15 protein-coding genes are annotated in these 17695 nt (G+C 71.7%); 2 read left to right on the forward strand and 13 right to left on the reverse strand.

The genetic code is table 11. From position 1 onward, the window contains the following. Positions 1 to 14: 14 nt before the first annotated feature. Both BLP95_RS02785 and BLP95_RS02790 read right to left on the reverse strand, forming a co-directional pair. A complete protein-coding gene (locus BLP95_RS02785; protein ID WP_089676928.1) occupies positions 15 to 638 on the reverse strand; it encodes an L-threonylcarbamoyladenylate synthase in 624 nt (207 codons plus the stop codon). 2 nt (positions 639 to 640) lie between these two features. Then, positions 641 to 1546, reverse strand: coding sequence for a PHP domain-containing protein (locus tag BLP95_RS02790; protein WP_089676929.1), 906 nt, complete (start codon positions 1544 to 1546; stop codon positions 641 to 643). A 111-nt stretch (positions 1547 to 1657) separates the two neighbouring features. Between BLP95_RS02790 and BLP95_RS02795 the strand changes: the two genes are divergently transcribed. Together BLP95_RS02795 and mnmC are read left to right on the forward strand one after the other, a co-directional pair. Further along, positions 1658 to 1957: a YciI family protein gene (locus tag BLP95_RS02795; protein WP_089676930.1), complete on the forward strand. Its 300-nt coding sequence runs from the start codon at positions 1658 to 1660 to the stop codon at positions 1955 to 1957. Positions 1958 to 2097: 140 nt separating this feature from the next. Next, a complete protein-coding gene (gene mnmC / locus BLP95_RS02800) occupies positions 2098 to 4113 on the forward strand; it encodes a bifunctional tRNA (5-methylaminomethyl-2-thiouridine)(34)-methyltransferase MnmC2/FAD-dependent 5-carboxymethylaminomethyl-2-thiouridine(34) oxidoreductase MnmC1 (RefSeq protein WP_089676931.1) in 2016 nt (671 codons plus the stop codon). 44 nt (positions 4114 to 4157) lie between these two features. Here the strand turns inward: mnmC and BLP95_RS02805 are convergent, their stop codons facing one another. From BLP95_RS02805 to BLP95_RS02855, 11 genes are all read right to left on the reverse strand, one after another. Then, positions 4158 to 4430 (reverse strand): YheU family protein, encoded by a 273-nt coding sequence (locus tag BLP95_RS02805; RefSeq protein ID WP_089676932.1) that lies wholly within the window; start codon positions 4428 to 4430, stop codon positions 4158 to 4160. After that, complete coding sequence (gene ligA / locus BLP95_RS02810; RefSeq protein WP_089676933.1) at positions 4427 to 6496, reverse strand: NAD-dependent DNA ligase LigA; 2070 nt, start codon at positions 6494 to 6496, stop codon at positions 4427 to 4429. The genes BLP95_RS02805 and ligA overlap by 4 nt, the downstream gene beginning before the upstream one ends. A gap of 136 nt (positions 6497 to 6632) precedes the next feature. Then, on the reverse strand, positions 6633 to 8219 hold the full coding sequence (gene zipA, locus BLP95_RS02815) for a cell division protein ZipA (protein ID WP_089676934.1): 1587 nt from the start codon (positions 8217 to 8219) through the stop codon (positions 6633 to 6635). Between the two features lie 224 nt (positions 8220 to 8443). Beyond that, positions 8444 to 11935 (reverse strand): chromosome segregation protein SMC, encoded by a 3492-nt coding sequence (gene smc, locus BLP95_RS02820; RefSeq protein WP_089676935.1) that lies wholly within the window; start codon positions 11933 to 11935, stop codon positions 8444 to 8446. A 19-nt stretch (positions 11936 to 11954) separates the two neighbouring features. After that, complete coding sequence (gene ccmI / locus BLP95_RS02825) at positions 11955 to 13199, reverse strand: c-type cytochrome biogenesis protein CcmI (RefSeq protein WP_089676936.1); 1245 nt, start codon at positions 13197 to 13199, stop codon at positions 11955 to 11957. After that, the gene (locus BLP95_RS02830; RefSeq protein ID WP_089676937.1) at positions 13196 to 13666 is read right to left on the reverse strand and encodes a cytochrome c-type biogenesis protein; all 471 of its coding nucleotides are present in this window, start codon (positions 13664 to 13666) and stop codon (positions 13196 to 13198) included. The genes ccmI and BLP95_RS02830 overlap by 4 nt, the downstream gene beginning before the upstream one ends. Next, positions 13654 to 14184 (reverse strand): DsbE family thiol:disulfide interchange protein, encoded by a 531-nt coding sequence (locus tag BLP95_RS02835; protein WP_089676938.1) that lies wholly within the window; start codon positions 14182 to 14184, stop codon positions 13654 to 13656. Before BLP95_RS02835 ends, BLP95_RS02830 begins: the two co-directional genes overlap by 13 nt. Next, positions 14181 to 16175, reverse strand: a complete 1995-nt coding sequence (locus BLP95_RS02840; protein WP_176760227.1) for a heme lyase CcmF/NrfE family subunit — start codon at positions 16173 to 16175, stop codon at positions 14181 to 14183. Before BLP95_RS02840 ends, BLP95_RS02835 begins: the two co-directional genes overlap by 4 nt. A gap of 26 nt (positions 16176 to 16201) precedes the next feature. Next, a complete protein-coding gene (gene ccmE, locus BLP95_RS02845) occupies positions 16202 to 16705 on the reverse strand; it encodes a cytochrome c maturation protein CcmE (protein WP_089677319.1) in 504 nt (167 codons plus the stop codon). Between the two features lies 1 nt (position 16706). Beyond that, positions 16707 to 16946, reverse strand: coding sequence for a heme exporter protein CcmD (gene ccmD / locus BLP95_RS02850; RefSeq protein WP_089676940.1), 240 nt, complete (start codon positions 16944 to 16946; stop codon positions 16707 to 16709). Continuing rightward, positions 16946 to 17686 carry a heme ABC transporter permease gene (locus BLP95_RS02855; RefSeq protein ID WP_089676941.1) on the reverse strand — a complete coding sequence of 247 codons (741 nt, stop codon included), beginning with the start codon at positions 17684 to 17686 and terminating at the stop codon, positions 16946 to 16948. The genes ccmD and BLP95_RS02855 overlap by 1 nt, the downstream gene beginning before the upstream one ends. Positions 17687 to 17695: the final 9 nt, after the last annotated feature.

The following is a 17695-nucleotide window of genomic DNA, read 5'->3' on the forward strand; positions in this document are numbered from 1 at the left end:
CACGGGAGTGAGGCTTACTCGCGGAAGGGCTCGACGTCGCCGCGGCCCTCGCGCAGGATCGTCGGCGGCAGCTCGCGCAGGTCCACCACGCTGGTGGGTTCCAGGTGGCAGGCGCCGCCGTCGATGATCAGGTCGAGGTGGGCGCCGAAGCGCTCGCGGATCTCCTCGCCGTCGGTCATCGGCAGTTCCTCGCCCACCGGGATCAGGGTCACGCTCATCAACGGCTCACCCAGCGCCTCGAGCAGGGCATGGGTGATGCGGTGGTCGGGCACGCGCACGCCGATGGAGCGCCGCTTGGGGTGCAGCAGCAACCGCGGCACCTCGGTGGTGGCGGTGAGGATGAAGGTGTAGGGCCCCGGGGTATGGGCCTTGAGCAGGCGGAAGACGGCGTTGTCCACCTTGGCGTAGGTGCCGATCTCGGAGAGGTCGGAGCAGACCAGGGTGAAGTTGTGCTTGTCGTCGAGCGAGCGCAGCCACTTGATCTTGTCGATCGCCTTCTTCTCGCCCAGCGAGCAGCCCAGGGCATAGCCGGAGTCGGTGGGATAGGCCACCACCCCGCCCGAGCGGATGATCTGGATCGCCTGGTCGATCAGGCGCTTCTGGGGATTCTCGGGGTGGATCTGGAAGAACTGGCTCATGGTCACGCTCCTTGGGTGAACCGCGGCGCCAGCCGCGGGTGGGTCCATACCGGCGGCGTGGCGGTGCGCGGTACCGGGCCGAGGCTGCCCGGCGCCAGGTGGCCGCCGGGGGAGTGGAAGTCGCTGCCCAGCGAGGCATAGAGCGAGCGCTCCTGGAGCTGGCGCGCCAGGTCGCGGGTCACGTCGGCATTCTGGAAGCCGCTGACCAGCTCGGCGGCCTGGCCGCCGGCGGCGGCGAAGTCGTCCAGCAGCAGGCCGCGCTTGCGTCGGGTCAGGCCGTGGCGCAGCGGATGGGCCAGCACCGCTACCCCGCCGGCATCCAGGATCCAGCCCACCGCCTCGGGGATCCCCGGCCACAGCATCTTGACGTCGCCGGGCTTGCCGTCGCCCAGGTACTTGTTGAAGGCGGTGGCGACGTCGGGCACCCGCCCCGCCGCCACCAGCGCCCGGGCGAAGTCGGGGCGGCCCAGCGGCCGCTCGCTGCCGGCCTGCTCCCGCGCCCGGGCCAGGGCGTCGGGCAGGCCCAGCTTCTCCATGCGCGCGGCGATGGTCTCGGCACGCCGGGTACGCGCCTCGGCCTGGGCCGCCAGGCCCGCCACCAGGGTGCCCCGGGCGCCCGCCGGCAGCAGTCCCACCACGTGGATGTTGTGGCCGCGCCACTGGGTCGAGAGCTCGCAGCCGGCGATCAGCACCAGTCCCTGCGCCTCGGCGGCCGCGGCGGCCTCGGCCACGCCGTCGACGGTATCGTGGTCGGTCAGCGCCATGTGGGTCAGGCCGCGCGCGGCGCACAGCGCCACCAGCTCGGCGGGCGACAGGGTGCCGTCCGAGGCGGTGGAGTGCATGTGCAGGTCGATGGTGAGCGGGCCGGGGTCGCCCGTGAAGCGGTCGGGAAGCGGGGGCATTGGCATGACGCCGGGCGGCGACTTTGTCAGAATGGCTCTTCATGGTGCGCGCCAGACCGGTGCCGGTCAATGGCGCCCGAGCCCGCGGCGCGAGCCGCCCCACAGAAGGAAGCCCCCATGCTCTACGCCATCATCAGCGAGGATGTGAACAACAGCCTGGAGCGTCGCCTGGCCGCGCGCCCCGACCACCTGGCCCGCCTCGAGGCGCTGCGCGACGAGGGCCGCCTGGTGCTGGCCGGCCCCCACCCCGCCATCGATGGCGAGGACCCGGGCGAGGCCGGCTTCTCCGGCAGCCTGGTGGTAGCCGAGTTCGACAGCCAGAAGGCGGCCCAGGCCTGGGCCGATGCCGACCCCTACATGATCGCCGGCGTCTACGCCCGGGTGACGGTCAAGCCCTTCAAGAAGGTCCTCCCCTGACCCACCGCGTTTCTCCACAGCCGGTTTTGCACAGCGGCTGTGGATAACGCTGTTGAAACGCCGCGGATGCCTGCCGGAAGCCCCCGGCCCCTGCCGCCGCGGCCCCATCGATCACATCCTGACCAGCGCCCGGAGCCCCCGTGACTGCCGCCCCCGATGGCCTGCCGCCCCTCGCCGCCCTGGAGACCGCCCGCCTCGACTGGCGGGACGACGCCGGTGGCGAGGCCGTGCCGCACTCGGCCGCCTTCGACGATGTCTACTTCTCTCGCCACGACGGCCGCGCCGAGACCGAGCATGTCTTCCTGGCCGGCAACCGCCTGGCCGAGCGCTTCGCCGCCTGGCGGGAGGCCCGTCCCTTCGTGATCGGCGAGACCGGCTGCGGCACCGGGCTCAACCTGCTGTGCGCCTGGGCCTGCTTCGCTGCCCATGCCCCGCCCGGGGCGCGCCTCCACCTGGTCTCCACCGAGAAGTTTCCCCTCACCCGCGAGGACCTGGCCCGGGCGCTGCGTGCCTGGCCCGACCTGGCCGAGCGCGCCGGCGTACTGATCGCGCAGTGGCCCCGGCCGGTGGCCGGGGTCCACCGCCTGTGGCTGGACGACCGAGTCACCCTGGACCTGCACCTGGGCGACGCCGCCGAGCGCCTGGCGCTGCTCGAGGGCCAGGTCGACGCCTGGTTCCTGGACGGCTTCGCACCGGCCAAGAACCCCGAGATGTGGCGGCCCGAGCTGTTCGCCGCCATGGCGGCACGCTCCCGCCCCGGCGCCACCTTCGCCACCTTCACCTGCGCCGGGGTGGTCAAGCGCGGCCTTGCGGCGGCCGGCTTCGCCTGGCGCAAGGCGCCGGGCTTCGGGCGCAAGCGCGAGATGCTCTGCGGCGAGATCGCGGCGCCACCGGCGCAGTCTCGCCGCCATGACACCCCCTGGTTCACCCCACCGTCCCCCCGGCCGCCGCGGCGGGTGGCGGTGATCGGCGCTGGTATCGCCGGGGCCAGCACCGCCGCCGCCCTGGCCCGCCGCGGGGTCGAGGTGACGCTGATCGACCGCCTCGACCGCGCCGAGCTGGCCGAGCTCCCCCTGCAGGGCGCCCTCTACGTCAAGCTCGCCGCCGATACCAACCGCCAGAGCCGCGTCTACCTGGCCGGGCTCCTCCACAGCCGCCGCTGGCTCGCCCGCCTCGACCCCGAGGAACGGGTGTGGCGGCGCTGTGGCGTGCTGCAGCTGGCGCTGGGCGAGAAGGAGCAGCGCCGCCAGGCACGCTTCCTGGCCAACCACCCGCTGCCCGAGGCGGTGGTGCGCGGGCTCGACGCCGAGGCGGTCGGGGATGCTGCCGGCGTGGCGGTGGAGGCGCCGGCGCTGGAGTACCCCGAGGCGGCCTGGGTGAGGCCGCTGGCGCTGTGCGCCCGGCTGGCGCGCACACCGGGGATCCGCTTCCGGCAGGGTGAGGTCACGTCCCTTGAACGCGACGGCGAGGGGTGGCGGCTGACCCTCGCCGAGGGGGAGGCCGAGCTCGCCGACCAGGTGGTGGTCGCCACCGCCACCGAGGCGGGGCGCTTCGCCGAGACCGCGCCCCTGCCGCTGCAGCCGGTGCGCGGGCAGCTCAGCCAGCTGCGCCTGCCGCCCGGGGCGCCCGCGCTCCAGCGGGTGGTGTGCGCCGGCGGCTATGTGCCGCCGGCCGCCGACGGGGTGCTCAACTTCGGCGCCACCTTCGGCCCCGGCGACACCGACACCGCCGAGCGCGAGGCGGACCACGCCGCCAACCTCGCCGAGCTCGAGCGTGGCCTGCCGCGCTTCGTGGCGGCCCTGCGCGAGGCCGGCGCCGACCTCTCCCCGGCGGCGCTCACCGGGGTGGTGGGGATACGCGCGGCGAGCCCCGACAAGAGCCCCTACGCGGGCCCGGTGCCCGACGCCGACGCCTGGCGGGCGAGCTACGCCGTGCTGGCCAGGGACGCCACCCGCATCCCCGACATCCCGGGCGCCCACCACGACGGACTATGGATCAGCGCCGCCCATGGCTCGCGCGGCATGGCCAGCGCGCCGCTGTGCGCGGAGCTGCTCGCCTCGCGGATCTGCGAAGAGCCGCTGCCCCTGGAGCAGCCGCTGGTGGACCACCTGCACCCGGGGCGGCGGCTGATCCGCGACCTGATCCAGGGGAAATAGCCTCGGCGGAGGCGTCGGGCACCGCACATGGCAGCGCCTGCGCCTTACCCCTCTTCCTCGTCGTCGGCCAGGTCGCGGCCGAAGGCGCGCCACTGCGCCAGGGTCATCACCTCGGTGCTCTCGGTCCTGAGGTCGTGGGCGATGATCAGCTCACCGTGCTCGAGCTGGCGCCTGAGCTCGGCGACCCAGCCGCGCATCCCCTCGCCGGTATCGGTGGTGTCGTAGCCCTGGCGGGTGACGAAGGCCTCGAGCAGCGCCTCCAGGGTCTCGCCCGGGAGCATGCGGTAGGGCACCTCGATGAAGCGATCGCCATTCATGCCCGATCCCCCCGTGACGCGTCCTCTGCGGATTCGCCGGCCTCCCAGGCGGCCAGGCGCGCCAGGAAGGCCGCCTCGTCCAGCACCGGCACCCCCAGCTGCATCGCCTTCTCGAGCTTGCTGCCGGCGGCCTCGCCGGCCACCAGGCCGGCGGTCTTCTTCGACACGCTGCCGGCCACCTTGGCCCCCAGCGCCTGGAGGCGCGCCTTGCCCTGGTCGCGGGTCATGCTCTCCAGGGTACCGGTGAGCACCCAGGTCTGCCCCGCCAGGGGCTGGGGGCGCTCGGCCACCGCCTCCTCCTCCCAGCGCAGGCCACAGGCGAGCAGGTCGTCGAGGGACTCGCGGTTGTGGGGCTGGCGGAAGAAGGTGTGCACATGAGCGGCCACCACCGGCCCCACGTCCTCCACCGCCTCCAGCGCCTCGATATCGGCCGCCATCAGCGCCTCCAGGGTGCCGAAGTGGCGCGCCAGGTTGGCCGCGGTGGCCTCACCCACCTCACGGATACCCAGGGCGTAGATGAAGCGCGGCAGGGTCGTCGCCTTGGCCTTCTCCAGCGCCGCCACCAGGTTCTCGGAGGACTTCTGACCCATGCGCGGCAGCGTGGCGAGCCGCTCGGCGTCGAGGCGGAAGAGGTCCGCCGGGGTGGTGACCCATTCCCGCTCCACCAGCGCCTCGATCAGCTTCTCGCCCAGGCCGTCGATATCCAGGGCGCGGCGCGAGGCGAAGTGCTTCAGCGCCTCCTTGCGCTGGGCCGGGCAGTAGAGCCCGCCCGAGCAGCGCGCCACCGCCTCGCCCTTGAGGCGCTCGATCTGCGAGCCGCAGGCCGGGCAGCGCGACGGGAAGGTGATCTCCCGGGCCTCGGCCTCCGCTGCCGCCTCGACCACCCGCACCACCTGGGGGATGACATCCCCGGCGCGGCGGATGGCCACGCTGTCGCCGATCCTCACCCCGAGGCGGACGATCTCGTCGGCATTGTGCAGGGTGGCGTTGGCGACGGTGACTCCGGCCACCGAGACCGGCTCGAGGCGGGCCACCGGGGTGATGGCGCCGGTGCGGCCGACCTGGAACTCGACGTCGTTGAGCCGGGTGACCTGCTCCTGGGCGGGAAACTTGAAGGCGATGGCCCAGCGCGGCGCCCGGGCGACGAAGCCCAGCTCGCGCTGCAGGCGCAGGTCGTCGACCTTGATCACCACGCCGTCGATGTCGTAGCCGAGGCGGTCGCGGGCCTCGCCCAGCCGCCGGCAGTAGTCGATCACCCCCGCGGCGCCCTGAACCACCTCGAGGCGAGCGCTGGTGCGCAGGCCGAAGTCGCCCAGGTGGGCCATCAGGGCACTGTGAGTGGCGTCGCCGGGGTCGGGCTCGACGCGGGCCACCTGGTAGGCGGTGAACTCCAGCGGCCGGCTCGCGGTGACCTTCGGGTCGAGCTGGCGCAGGCTGCCGGCGGCGGCGTTGCGCGGGTTGGCGAAGACCTTGGTCTCCTCCGCCCGGGCCTGCTCGTTCATCGCCTCGAAGCCGGCGTGGCTCATGATCACCTCGCCGCGCACCTCGAGCAGGTCGGGCGGGGCCTCGCCGCGCAGCCTGAGCGGCACCGAACGCAGGGTGCGCAGGTTGGAGGTGATCCCCTCGCCGGTGCGCCCGTCGCCGCGGGTGGCACCGCTGGCCAGTCGCCCGTTCTCGTAGACCAGCGACACCGCGGCGCCATCGAGCTTGGGCTCGCAGCAGAAGGCGATCGCCTCGCCGTCGCGCTCCAGGCGCTCGGCCACGCGCTGGACGAAGGCCTCGAGCTCGGCCTCGTCGAAGGCGTTGTCCAGCGAGAGCATGGGCACCGCATGCTCCACCTCGGGGAAGCCGGCCTCCGGGGGCGCGCCGACCCGCTGGGTGGGCGAATCGGGGCTGGCGAGTTCGGGATGGTCGGCCTCGAGTTCCTGCAGGCGGCGCAGCCGGCGATCGTAGTCGGCATCGGTCAGGCGAGGGTCGTCGAGGACGTAGTAGCGGTAGTTGGCATCGTCGAGTTCGGCGCGCAGGCGCTCGACCTCTTCGCGGGTCGTCGAGTCGGGCTGGGTCATTGCGTCCTGGTTCTCGGTCCTTGGCAGAGCCTCGACGGGCGAGGCGGGCATGTGCGCCTAGCTTATCAAAGCGACGACCCCCGTGGGCGGTGCCTCACGGGGGTCGTCTCGGGGCTGACGAGCGCTGGTCGCCGGGTCAGTTCACCTGGTAGCGATGCAGGCGGTTGCGACGCACGAACTCCTGCACGCGCTGGCGGGCGAATTCCACCGTCTGGGCGGTCATCACGCTGTGATGCTCATCCTTCAGTTCTCCGCCCAGGTGGCGCACGATCACCATGGCGGTCTCGACCATCGCCTCGAAGGCCGCGCCGCAATCCTCGGCGCCCGGCAGCGGCATCAGCAGGGTGATGCCGGCGGTGCGGAAGTCGTCCATCGCCTCGATGGGGAAGGTCCCGGGCTTGACCACGTTGACCATGGAGAACTGCAGCCGGCTCTCGGGATCCTCGGTCTCGAAGCGATGGAAGACCCCCATCTCGCGATCGTAGCGCAGGCCGCAGGCCATCATCAGGTCGAGCAGGGCGGTGCCGGAGAAGCCTTCGTCGTCGCGGGCCATCACCGAGATCACGATGATCTCCTCGGCCTGGCTCAGGGTGAGGCGGGCATGCTCGGCGCTGACGTCGTGGCGCAGGGCCTTCTCGAGCACCGGATGCACGCGCACCTTGTCACTGTGCCGGGACGCTTCCAGGGCGGCTTCCTCGGGAGCCAGGGTCTCGTTGGCCTCGGCGGCGGCCGGGCGCGAGGGAGCGAAGAGCGGATCGCCCTCGTCCTCGTCCATGGCGGCCGCGGCCTGACGCCGACTCTCCGCCTCCTTCGCGGCAAGCGCCGACGCCTCCTCGGCCTGGCGGCGCTGCTCGGCCTGTTCGGCCGCACGACGCGCCTTCTCCTCCTCGCGGCGGGCCTTCTCGCGACGCTTCTGCTCGCGCCGCTCGGCCAGCCCCTTCTGCAGGGAGGCGCCGAAGCGCTGCACCGAGGCGCCCATGCGCTTCGAGCCACTCTTCAGGGAGTCGCCCATGCCGTCGAGGTCCACCAGGCGGTAGCGTTCGACGTCATCGAGCTCCTCGTGATCCCGGGGATCGGCGGCCAGGGGTGCCTCGCCACGCGAGTCGGCCGTCGCCGGAGCCGGCGCGGCATCGTCGTCATCCAGTGCCGACAGGGTCGGCTCGTGGCGCGACGGCGGGGCGGCCTCGGCACGCGGCTCGTCGGACGCCGCCAGCGGCGACGCCTCGGCGGGCGCTTCTGGCTCAGGCTCTGGCTCCGGCGTCTGGGTCACACCCGGCGTGGCTGCCGTCGGCTGCTCGGGCGCCGGACGCGGCGGCGCGGTGCGCCCGGAGGTAGGCGCGGTGGCAGGCGACGACGGGTTGGCGGCACCTCCGGAGGGCATGGCTACCTGCGCCTGCTCGGTCTCGGCTGCCTCGTCGGTGGTCGCCGCCTTCCAGCCGGAGAGCACCCGGGAGGGCCCGGGATGCTCCTGGCGCTGCAGCTTGGGCTTGGGTTGCACACGGCTGTAATCCGCGGGCCTGACGACTCGCGCCCCTCCGTTGGGCAGTTCCCAGTTGATTTCGGCCTCGCGGGCCGCCGCGTCGGGGTCGGTGCTGTGGGCGTCTTCCGCCACCTCATCGAGACGAGGGATGCGTCGCTGGCGCTGCAGGCGACGCACACCATCCACCACGATGAGGGTCACCAGCGCCAACCCCAGGATGATCAGCCACTCTCTAAGTTCCATGGGTCGTCAGCCTTTGCTAGGGCGCCATGCCTGATGGTTGTCCGTCACCAGCATAGCGCGATTGCCGAAAAAAGGGCCACTTTTTTTGTTTGTCAAGCCTTGGTGTTTGGTCACACCAGGCGTCGAGTACCCTTCGCAATCGCCCTTCGATGATCCCCCTGCTTCCATGCGATGCAGCATGTCATCCTTCCTTGTTACCCGTTTTCGGGCTTTCCTTCAAGCGTTCAGGCCTCCGCCAGGGCGGCGGCCTCCTCGACGTCCACCGCCACCAGGCGGGAGACACCCGGCTCCTGCATGGTCACCCCCATCAACCTCTCGCCTGCCTCCATGGCGATCTTGTTGTGGGTGATATAGATGAACTGGACGCTCTCGGACATCTCCTTCACCAGCTTCGCATAGCGTCCCACGTTGGCATCATCCAGCGGCGCATCCACCTCATCGAGCATGCAGAACGGGGCCGGGTTGAGCTGGAAGATGGCGAACACCAGCGAGAGGGCGGTCAACGCCTTTTCGCCCCCCGAGAGGAGATGAATGGTGCTGTTCTTCTTGCCCGGCGGGCGCGCCATGATCGCCACCCCGGTCTCCAGCAAATCGTCGCCGGTCAGCGTCAACCATGCGGTTCCGCCACCGAAGACTCGTGGAAAAAGTGACTGCAGGCCGGTGTTGACTCGCTCGAAGGTGTCGCGGAAACGGCTGCGGGTTTCCTGGTCGATGCGCCGGATCGCCCGGTCGAGGGTCTCCAGGGCCTCGCTGAGCTCGGCGTGCTGGGCCTCCAGGTAGTCACGCCGCTCGGCCTGCTGGTCATACTCCTCGATCGCCGCCAGGTTGATGGCGCCGAGCCGGCGGATGCGCTCGCCGAGCTCCTCGAGGCGGGTCTGCCAGGCGGACTCGGTGGCGTTGGGGTCGAGACCCTCGCCCAGGGCCTGGGCGTCATGGCCCAGCTCGCGCAGCTGCTCGTCCTGCCCCTCGGCCTTGAGGCGCAGCGCCTGGACCTGCATGCGGGACTCCTGCAGCCGCTCGCGGATGCCCTCCAGGCCGCGCTCGTGGCCCTGGCGCGCCTGCTCGTCCTCGCGCAGCCGCTCCACCAGTTCGGCGGCACGGGCACGCACCGCGTTGAGGCTGCGCTCCTCGCGTTCGCGACGGTCGAGCAGCTCCTCGAGCCGCTCGCGGCGCTCCTCCTCCGGCTCACGCAGCAGCTCGCGCTCCTCCTCGAGCTCCTCGAGGCGGCCCTCCAGGCGCTCACGCGCCTCGCCGGCGCGGCCCTGCTGCTCGGCCAGGCCGGCCCGTTCGGCGGCCAGGCGTTCCTGCTCCAGGGCCAGGCGCTGCAGCTGTTCCGCCAGGGGGCGCTGCTGCCCACGCAGTTGGGTGAGCCGCTCTCGGGCCGCCTGGCGCTCGCGCTCCAGCCGCTCGCGCCGCTCGGCCCCCTCCTCCAGGCGCGCCATGGCGGCCTGCCAGGCCTCACGCGCCTCATCGATGGCGAGCACCGCCTCCTCCCGGGACTCGGCGAGGTCGGCGAGCTCCTGGTCGAGCTCCTCGGCACGTCCCTGGAGGTGCTCCAGGCGGCTGGCCAGGCCGCTCTGCTGGACGGCGAGCTGCTGGTGCTGCCGGTCGAGTTCGCGCTCCTCGCCGCGGCACGCCTCGAGCGCGTCATCGGCGTGGGCTACGCGCTCCCGGGCCGTCTCCAGGCGCGCCTCCTCCTCGGCGAGCCGGTCGTCCACCGCCGCCAGCTCGGTGCGTGCCTCCTGCTCGCGGCGGCGGCTGACCAGCAGTGCATCCGGTCCCTCGGCGGCGCCGCGGCGGCGTGCCCAGTCGGGCCCCAGCCAGAGGCCGTCCGGGGTAATCACGCTCTCGCCGGGCGCGAGTGAGCCACGCAGGGCCCAGGCCGCCTGCGGGTCCTCGACGCAGCGGATCGCCGCCAGCCAGCGTGCGGCGGCGCCGGCCCCCGCGACCCGCGCGGCGAGGCTCGCCTCGGGCGCCTCGGCCTCGCTCGCCTCGATCAGCCCCAGCTCCGCCGGGGCGGCGGACAGGGCCGCCTCGCGCCCGGCCAGGGGCGCGACCCGGGCGCGCAGCCAGGGGGCCAGCACCCAGGAGACGACCTCCTCCCAGCCGGGGTCGACGGCGAGGCGTTCGCCCAGCCGCGGTGCCGCGGCGAGGTCGTGGTCGGCGAGGTGGGCGTCGAGCGCCTCGTCGTGGTCGGCAAGCCCGGCCTCGATCAGCGCCTCCAGGGAGGCGAGCTCGCCGGAGAGCTCGCTGCGCCGCTGGCGCTGGGCCTCGCGGGCCGCCTCGGCCTGCTGCACCGCCTCCCGGGCCGCCTCGCGCTCGAGGGTGAGGGCCTCGCGGCGCTCCTCCAGGGCCTCACGCGACAGCGAAAGCTCGGCCAGCTCCTCGCCGGCCGCCGCGTGCTGGGCAGCGAGGCCGCCGAGGTCCGGCAGCTCCTGCTGCTGCTGGCGCCGACGGGTGAGGTCAGCCTCCAGGCGCTCGAGCCGCGACTCCCGCTCACGCAGCCGGTCCTGGCCGCGCTCGGCCTCGCGGCTCGCCGTTCGCCACTGCTCGCTGAACGCCTCCCAGGCGGCGTCGGCCTCCTCCGCCTCGGGCTCGGCCTCCTCCAGTGCCGCCTCCAGCTCCTCCAGGCGCTCGGCCAGCGCCTCGCGCTCCGGGACCAGGGTCGCCAGGCGTTCGTCGAGGCCGGCCAGGCGCTCGCCGTCGTCCTCGCCCAGGCGGTCGAGCTCGGCGAGCTCGCGGCGGGCGGCCTCGAGGTCGCGAGCCAGCTGGCCATCGCGGGCCCGGGCATGCTCCAGGTCCTGCTCCAGACGGGCGATGGCGGTGGTGGTCTCGAAGAAGCGCGCCTGCTCGGCATCGAGCTCGGTGGCCAGGCGGTCGTGGTCGGCACGGGCCTCCTCCAGACGGGTCTCGCACTGGCGCAGGCCCAGCACCTCGCGCTCCACGGCGGTCTCCAGCTCGGCGACGCGGCGCTCCTCCTCGCCCTGACTGGCGCGCAGGGCGCGGGCGCGCAGCAGCGCCAGCTCGCCCTTGACCCGGTGCTCCTCGTTCTTGAGCTGCTGGTAGCGGCGCGCCGCCTCGGCCTGGCGCCTGAGGCGCTCGAGCTGCTTGTCGAGCTCCTCGCGGATGTCCTCCAGGCGCTCCAGGTTCTCCTGGGTACGGCGCATGCGGTTCTCGGTCTCGCGGCGCCGCTCCTTGTACTTGGAGATGCCGGCGGCCTCCTCGAGGGTGGCCCGCAGCTCCTCGGGGCGCGCCTCGATCAGCCGCGAGATCATGCCCTGGCCGATGATGGCGTAGGAGCGCGGCCCCAGGCCGGTGCCCAGGAAGAGGTCGGCGATGTCGCGGCGACGGCACTTCTGGCCGTTGAAGAAGTAGCTGGACTGCCCCTCGCGGGTGACCTGGCGCTTCACCGCGATCTCGGCGTACTGGGCATAGGGGCCGCCCATGGTGCCGTCGCGGTTGTCGAAGCGCAGCTCGATGGCGGCCTGCCCCACCGGCTTGCGCCCGGTGGAGCCGTTGAAGATGACGTCGGCCATGGACTCACCGCGCAGGGTCTTGGCGGAGGACTCCCCCATGACCCAGCGCACGGCGTCGATGATGTTGGACTTGCCGCAGCCGTTGGGCCCGACGATGGCGGTCATGTTGCCGTCGAAGGGCACCGTGACCGGGTCGACGAAGGACTTAAAGCCCACCAGGCGGATCGAGGTCAGACGCATCGACGGCGGCCCGCGCGGCTCATTCGACGACGCTGTCGATCACGACCTCGACCGGCTCGCCGGCGGTCTCGCCCACGGCGACGCCGGCGCGCTGGCCGAACATGTCGCCTGGCTGGGGTTCGGCCTGGCCGCCCGCCGAGACCCGCACCACCAGGCGCGCCTGCTCCACCTGGGCGAGGCTGGCCTGGGGGGACATGGCGTGGCGGCCATCGAGCACCAGGTCGGCGGGAAGCTCCCCCAGGGTCAGGCGTGCCACCGCCAGGGGAGGCAGCTCACCGGCCATGTCCCGGGCGACCACGAACACCGGGGTGTCGGCATCGTGCCGGCCGGCGAGCGCCTCGTCGAGGCGGACCCGGGCATGGATGCCGGGTCCCTGGGACGCCGTCGCCGCTCCACCCTCGGGGGCCTGGCCGAGGCGCTGCTGGGCGATCTGGATGCCCTGGCGCAGCGCATCCGCCGAGCCGGGGTCATTCATGCCGGCGATGGCGCGCCGCCAGTGGTCGATCGCCTCCTGGTAGGCACCGCGATCGAAGGCCTCGATGCCCAGCAGGCCGAGCACGGTGGGCTCGCTGGCGTCCTTCTCCAGGGTCTCGTCGACCAGCGACTGGACGCGTTCGGTGAGGCGGCGGCCGGCGACGAAGAACTCGATCTGCGCCAGCTGCGCCAGCAGCTGGGGATGACGTCCCTCGATCTCGATCAGCCGCTCCAGGGCGTCGATGGCCCGGTCGCCCTGGCCGCTGTCGCGATAGAGCGGGAAGAGCATGCTCCAGACGTTGGGGTTCTCCGGCTGGCGCGCGGCCTGCTCCTCGAGGCGCTCGATCAGCATCTCGGGGGAGCCCTGGGGGTCGCTCATCACCGCCTGGCGCACCCCCATCAGCGCCAGGTCACCCTCGGCGCCCTCGTGCTGGTACCAGAGGGCACTGGCCACCACCAGCGCCAGCATCACCACCGGCACCGCCAGGCGGCCGGAGGCGGAAGGCTTCAGCGGTGCTCGCTTGAGGCGCTCGGTGTCCTCCAGCAGGCTGCGCTCGAGCTCCAGGCGGTCCTCCTCGAAGCGTGCCGCGTCGATGTCGCCGCGCTCCCGGGCCTCCTCCAGGGAGGCGAGGCGGCGCCGGAAGACGGCCACGTTCTGTTCGGCGGTGCGGTCGTTGGCCTCATGGTCGCGCTGGGCGTCATGCACCGCGCGCGCCCGCTTGAGGGGCGCCACCAGCAGCCACAGGGCCGGCAGCAGCAGGAGGGCGAAGGCGATCCACAGCAGGGTCATTCGGTTCTCTCGCGGTTGATCAGGGCATCCAGGCGCTTGCGCTCCTCGGTGGAGAGCGCCTGGGCGGAGGCGTTGCGGCGGGAGCGCACCAGCAGCCCCACCAGCACCAGCCCCAGCACGGCCAGGGCGGCAGGGAGCCCCCACAGCAGGAAGGTGCGCCCCTCCAGCCGCGGGTTGTAGAGCACGTAGTCGCCGAAGCGATCCACCATGAAGTCGAGGATCTCCTTGTCCGAGCGCCCGTCCTTGAGCAGCGCATAGACACGGTCGCGCATGTCACCGGCGATGGGGGAGTCGGAGTCATCGATGGCCTGGTTCTGGCACTTGGGGCAGCGCAGGGTCGCGGTCAGCTCCGCATAGCGCCGCTCCATGACCGGGCCATCGAACTCGCGAACCTCGATGCCCCCGGCCAGCGCCAGCCCCGGCAGCAGGAAGAGCAGCAGCAGGGAGGTCGATATCACTCGCGCCATTTTTCCACCTCCGGCAGGATCACCTCGGTCACGTCCTGGGGCTTGATGTAACCGGTATGGTGATAGCGAATCACCCCGTCGGCGTCGACCAGGAAGGTTTCCGGCGCGCCATAGACGCCGAGGTCGAAACCCAGGTCGCCGTCCGGGTCGAAGATATTGACCTCGAAGGGGTTGCCGAACTCCGCAAGGAAGCCCAGCCCCTTCTCACGGGTGTCCTTGTAGTCGACCCCCACCAGGCGCACACCGCGCTCGGCAAGCTCCAGCAGCTGCGGCATCTCCTGCTTGCAGGTCGGGCACCACTCGCCCCAGACGTTGACCAGGGTGACCTCCCCCTGAAGCAGGGACTCGTCGACCGTGCGGGAAGGATCCTCCAGGGTCGTCAGCTCGAAGGCGGGAAAGGTCTCCGCCATCAGCGCCGAATCACGCTGGAAGGGGTTCAGCGACAGCCCCTGGTAGAAGAACACCGCCAGCACCAGGAAGAGCGCCAGCGGAAGCAGCAGGATGAGACGACGCTTCATGCGGTGGCCTCCCGACCCGCCGGACGGGCACCCTTCTCCTCGGGGTCCGGCGCGGTGGCCAGGCGCCGGTAGCGCCGGTCGGCCACCGCCAGCACCCCGCCGAAGGCCATCAGCAGGCCGCCCAGCCACAGCCAGCGCACGAAGGGCTTGTACTGCACCCGCAGCGCCCAGCTGCCGTCACCCAGGTCCTCGCCCATGGCCACGTAGAGGTCACGGAAGAAGCCGGGGCGCAGCGCCACCTGAGACATCGGCATGCGGGTCGCCAGGTAGAGGCGCTTCTCGGGGTTCATGGCGAAGCTCCGGCGGCTGTCGCCGTGCTGCACGGTGATGTTGGCGCGGTCGGCCAGGAAGTTGGGGCCCTGGCGGCTGGACAGCTCGTTCATGGTGAAGGTGTAGCCGGCCACCTCGACGCTGTCGCCCGGGGCCATGCGCACGTTCTGCTCGATGCTGTAGTTGGAGACCACGGCCACGCCGACGATGGTCACCGCCACGCCGAGGTGGCCGAACTGCATTCCCCAGTAGGCCAGCGACAGCTTCTTGAGGCCGGCCCCCACGGAGGCGGCGTTTCGGGTCTTGTCGACCAGGTCACGGACCATCGGCAGCACGATCCACAGCGCGGCGACCAGCCCCAGCGCCACCGCCGGGCTCCAGCGCTCGGCGAACAGCAGCGGCAGCGCGCCACCCAGCACCACGGCCCCCAGCGCGGCCAGCCACAGGCGCCGCACCAGCAGCGCCACCGGGGTCTGCTTCCAGCGCGCCACCGGGCCGAGCCCCATGAACAGCGCCAGTACCAGGGTCAGCGGCACGAAGAGGGCGTTGAAGTAGGGAGGGCCGACGCTGATCTTGCCCAGCTCCAGGGCGTCGAGCAGCAGCGGGTAGACGGTGCCCATCAGCACGGTGATGGTCATGATCACCAGCAGGATGTTGTTGATCAGCAGCAGGGCGTCGCGGGAGAGCCAGGTGAAGCCCACCTTGTGGCTGACCCGCGGGGCGCGCAGGGCGAACACCAGCAGGGACAGGCCCACGGTGATGCCCAGCAGCATCAGGATGAACTGGCCGCGGGACGGGTCGTTGGCGAAGGCGTGCACCGAGGTGAGCACCCCGGAGCGCACCAGGAAGGTGCCCAGCAGCGACAGCGAGAAGGTGAAGATCGCCAGCAGCAGGGTCCAGCTCTTGAAGGCGCCGCGCTTCTCGGTCACCGCCAGGGAGTGCATCAAGGCGGTGCCGGTCAGCCAGGGCAGCAGCGAGGCGTTCTCCACCGGGTCCCAGAACCACCAGCCGCCCCAGCCCAGCTCGTAGTAGGCCCACCAGCTGCCGAGCGCGATGCCCACGGTGAGGAAGGCCCAGGCCAGGTTGGTCCAGGGGCGGGCCCAGCGTGCCCAGGCGGCGTCGAGGCGGCCGCCCAGCAGGGCGGCGATGGCGAAGGCGAAGACCACCGAGAAGCCCACGTAGCCCATATAGAGCATCGGCGGGTGCATGATCAGGCCGATGTCCTGGAGCAGCGGGTTGAGGTCGGCGCCGTCGGCGGGCACGTTGGGCAACAGCCGCTCGAAGGGGTTGGAGGTGATCAGCACGAAGGCCAGGAAGCCGGTGGCCACCAGGCCCAGCACCCCCAGCACCCGGGCCACCATGTCCCGGGGCAGCTCGCGTGAGAAGCGTGCGGCGAGGTAGCCCCAGGCCGCCAGCAGCAGGCTCCACAGCAAGACAGAGCCCTCGTGGTTGCCCCATACCGCGCTGAGCTTGTAGTACCAGGGCAGCAGCGAGTTGGAGTTGTTGGCCACGTTGGCCACGCTGAAGTCATCCAGCATGTAGCTGGCGGTGAGGCAGGCGTAGGCGATGGCCAGGAACAGGAGCTGCCCGGCCGCCATGGGCCGGGCATAGGCCATCCACAGCGGGCGGCGGGTGGCCGCCCCGGCCAGCGGCATCACGCCCTGCACCGCGGCCATCAGCATGGCGATGACCAGGGCGTAGTGGCCGATCTCGGGGATCATCAGGGTCTGCATGGGCTCTCCGCTGGTTACTGGGTGGCGCCTTGCTGCTCGGCTTCCATCCGCTTGCCCACCTCGGCGGCCTTGGCCTGGTAGTCCTCCGGCGCATAGCCGGCCTCCTCCAGCGCCTGGGCCACCTCGGGGGGCATGTAGTTCTCGTCGTGTCGCGCCAGCACCTGGTCGGCGCGCAGCCAGCCCTGGGGCTGCAGCTCGCCCACCACCACCACGCCCTGCCCCTCGCGGAACAGGTCGGGCAGGATGCCGCTGTAGCGTACCTCCAGGTCGTCGACGTAGTCGGTGACCACGAAGGCGACGTCGAGGCTCTCGGGGTCACGCGCCACGGTGCCCTCCTTGACCATGCCGCCGGCACGGATCTGGCGCTCGAGGGGGGCGTCGCCGGCGGCGATCTGCACCGGGCTGAAGAAGAGGTTGATGTTGCTGCGCAGGGCGTAGAGGGTCAGGCCCACGGCGATCGCGGCCAGGGCGACAAGCCCCAGGATCACGAACAGCCTCTGCTTGCGCTTCGGTGTCAGGCTAAGTGTCATGACGATTACCACCCGATTGATGTGAAACTCTCGCCGCCTCGCCCTGATCGGCTCCCAGGCGCTGCTCGCGGCGGGCGCGGCGCCGCAGGTGGCGCAGCAGCTGGCGGCGCTCGGCACGGGCGTGGAGGACGATGGCGACGAGCAGCGCGGCGGTCGCCGCCCAGGCCGCCCAGACATAGGGGGCATGCCCCCCCATGGCGATGAATTCGTTGAAGGAGTCGAAGGCCATCAGTGTCTCTCCCCGGCCAGCTCGCGCACCCAGCGCTTGTTGGATTCGCGGCGCAGGATCTCGCTGCGGGTACGCATCAGGGTGACGGCGATGAAGAAGCTGTAGAACCCCAGCACCATGATCAGCAGCGGGGCCCACATCTCCATGGGCATGCCGACACGCCCGGTGACGGTGAAGGTGGCGGGCTGGTGCAGGGTGTACCACCAGTCCACCGAGTACTTGATGATGGGGATATTGATCACCCCCACCATGGCCAGCACGGAGGCGGCCCGGGAGGCGCTGTCACGGCTCGCGAAGGCGCCACGCAGGGCGATCACCCCCAGGTAGAGGAAGAACAGGATCAGCATCGAGGTCAGCCGCGCATCCCACATCCACCAGGTGCCCCAGGTGGGCACGCCCCACACCGCCCCGGAGAACAGCGAGATGAAGGTCATGGCGGCCCCCAGCGGCGCCACCATGGCGGCGACCATGTCGGCCACCTTGATCTTCCACACCATGTAGACCAGGCCACACACCGCCATGCTGACGAAGATCGACTGGGCCAGGAAGGCCGCCGGCACGTGGACATAGATGATACGGAAGCTGTTGCCCTGCTGGTAGTCGGCGGGGGCGAAGGCCAGCCCCCAGACGCTGCCCACCAGGATCAGCGCCGCCGCCGCCACCCAGAACCACGGCAGCAGCCGTTCGCTGATGGCGTAGAACCACTTGGGGGAACGCAACTTGTTAATGAAGGCCCACATGCCTCTTCC

Source organism: Halomonas shengliensis, assembly GCF_900104135.1.
GTDB classification, from domain to species: Bacteria; Pseudomonadota; Gammaproteobacteria; order Pseudomonadales; family Halomonadaceae; genus Halomonas; species Halomonas shengliensis.

Coding starts and splice junctions, on each gene's coding strand:
- BLP95_RS02785 (WP_089676928.1), bottom strand. CDS start 638: ATGAGCCAGTTCTTCCAGATCCACCCCGAGAATCCCCAGAAGCGCCTG.
- BLP95_RS02790 (WP_089676929.1), bottom strand. CDS start 1,546: ATGCCAATGCCCCCGCTTCCCGACCGCTTCACGGGCGACCCCGGCCCG.
- BLP95_RS02795 (WP_089676930.1), top strand. CDS start 1,658: ATGCTCTACGCCATCATCAGCGAGGATGTGAACAACAGCCTGGAGCGT.
- BLP95_RS02805 (WP_089676932.1), bottom strand. CDS start 4,430: ATGAATGGCGATCGCTTCATCGAGGTGCCCTACCGCATGCTCCCGGGC.
- ligA (WP_089676933.1), bottom strand. CDS start 6,496: ATGACCCAGCCCGACTCGACGACCCGCGAAGAGGTCGAGCGCCTGCGC.
- zipA (WP_089676934.1), bottom strand. CDS start 8,219: ATGGAACTTAGAGAGTGGCTGATCATCCTGGGGTTGGCGCTGGTGACC.
- smc (WP_089676935.1), bottom strand. CDS start 11,935: ATGCGTCTGACCTCGATCCGCCTGGTGGGCTTTAAGTCCTTCGTCGAC.
- ccmI (WP_089676936.1), bottom strand. CDS start 13,199: ATGACCCTGCTGTGGATCGCCTTCGCCCTCCTGCTGCTGCCGGCCCTG.
- BLP95_RS02830 (WP_089676937.1), bottom strand. CDS start 13,666: ATGGCGCGAGTGATATCGACCTCCCTGCTGCTGCTCTTCCTGCTGCCG.
- BLP95_RS02835 (WP_089676938.1), bottom strand. CDS start 14,184: ATGAAGCGTCGTCTCATCCTGCTGCTTCCGCTGGCGCTCTTCCTGGTG.
- BLP95_RS02840 (WP_176760227.1), bottom strand. CDS start 16,175: ATGATCCCCGAGATCGGCCACTACGCCCTGGTCATCGCCATGCTGATG.
- ccmD (WP_089676940.1), bottom strand. CDS start 16,946: ATGGCCTTCGACTCCTTCAACGAATTCATCGCCATGGGGGGGCATGCC.
- BLP95_RS02855 (WP_089676941.1), bottom strand. CDS start 17,686: ATGTGGGCCTTCATTAACAAGTTGCGTTCCCCCAAGTGGTTCTACGCC.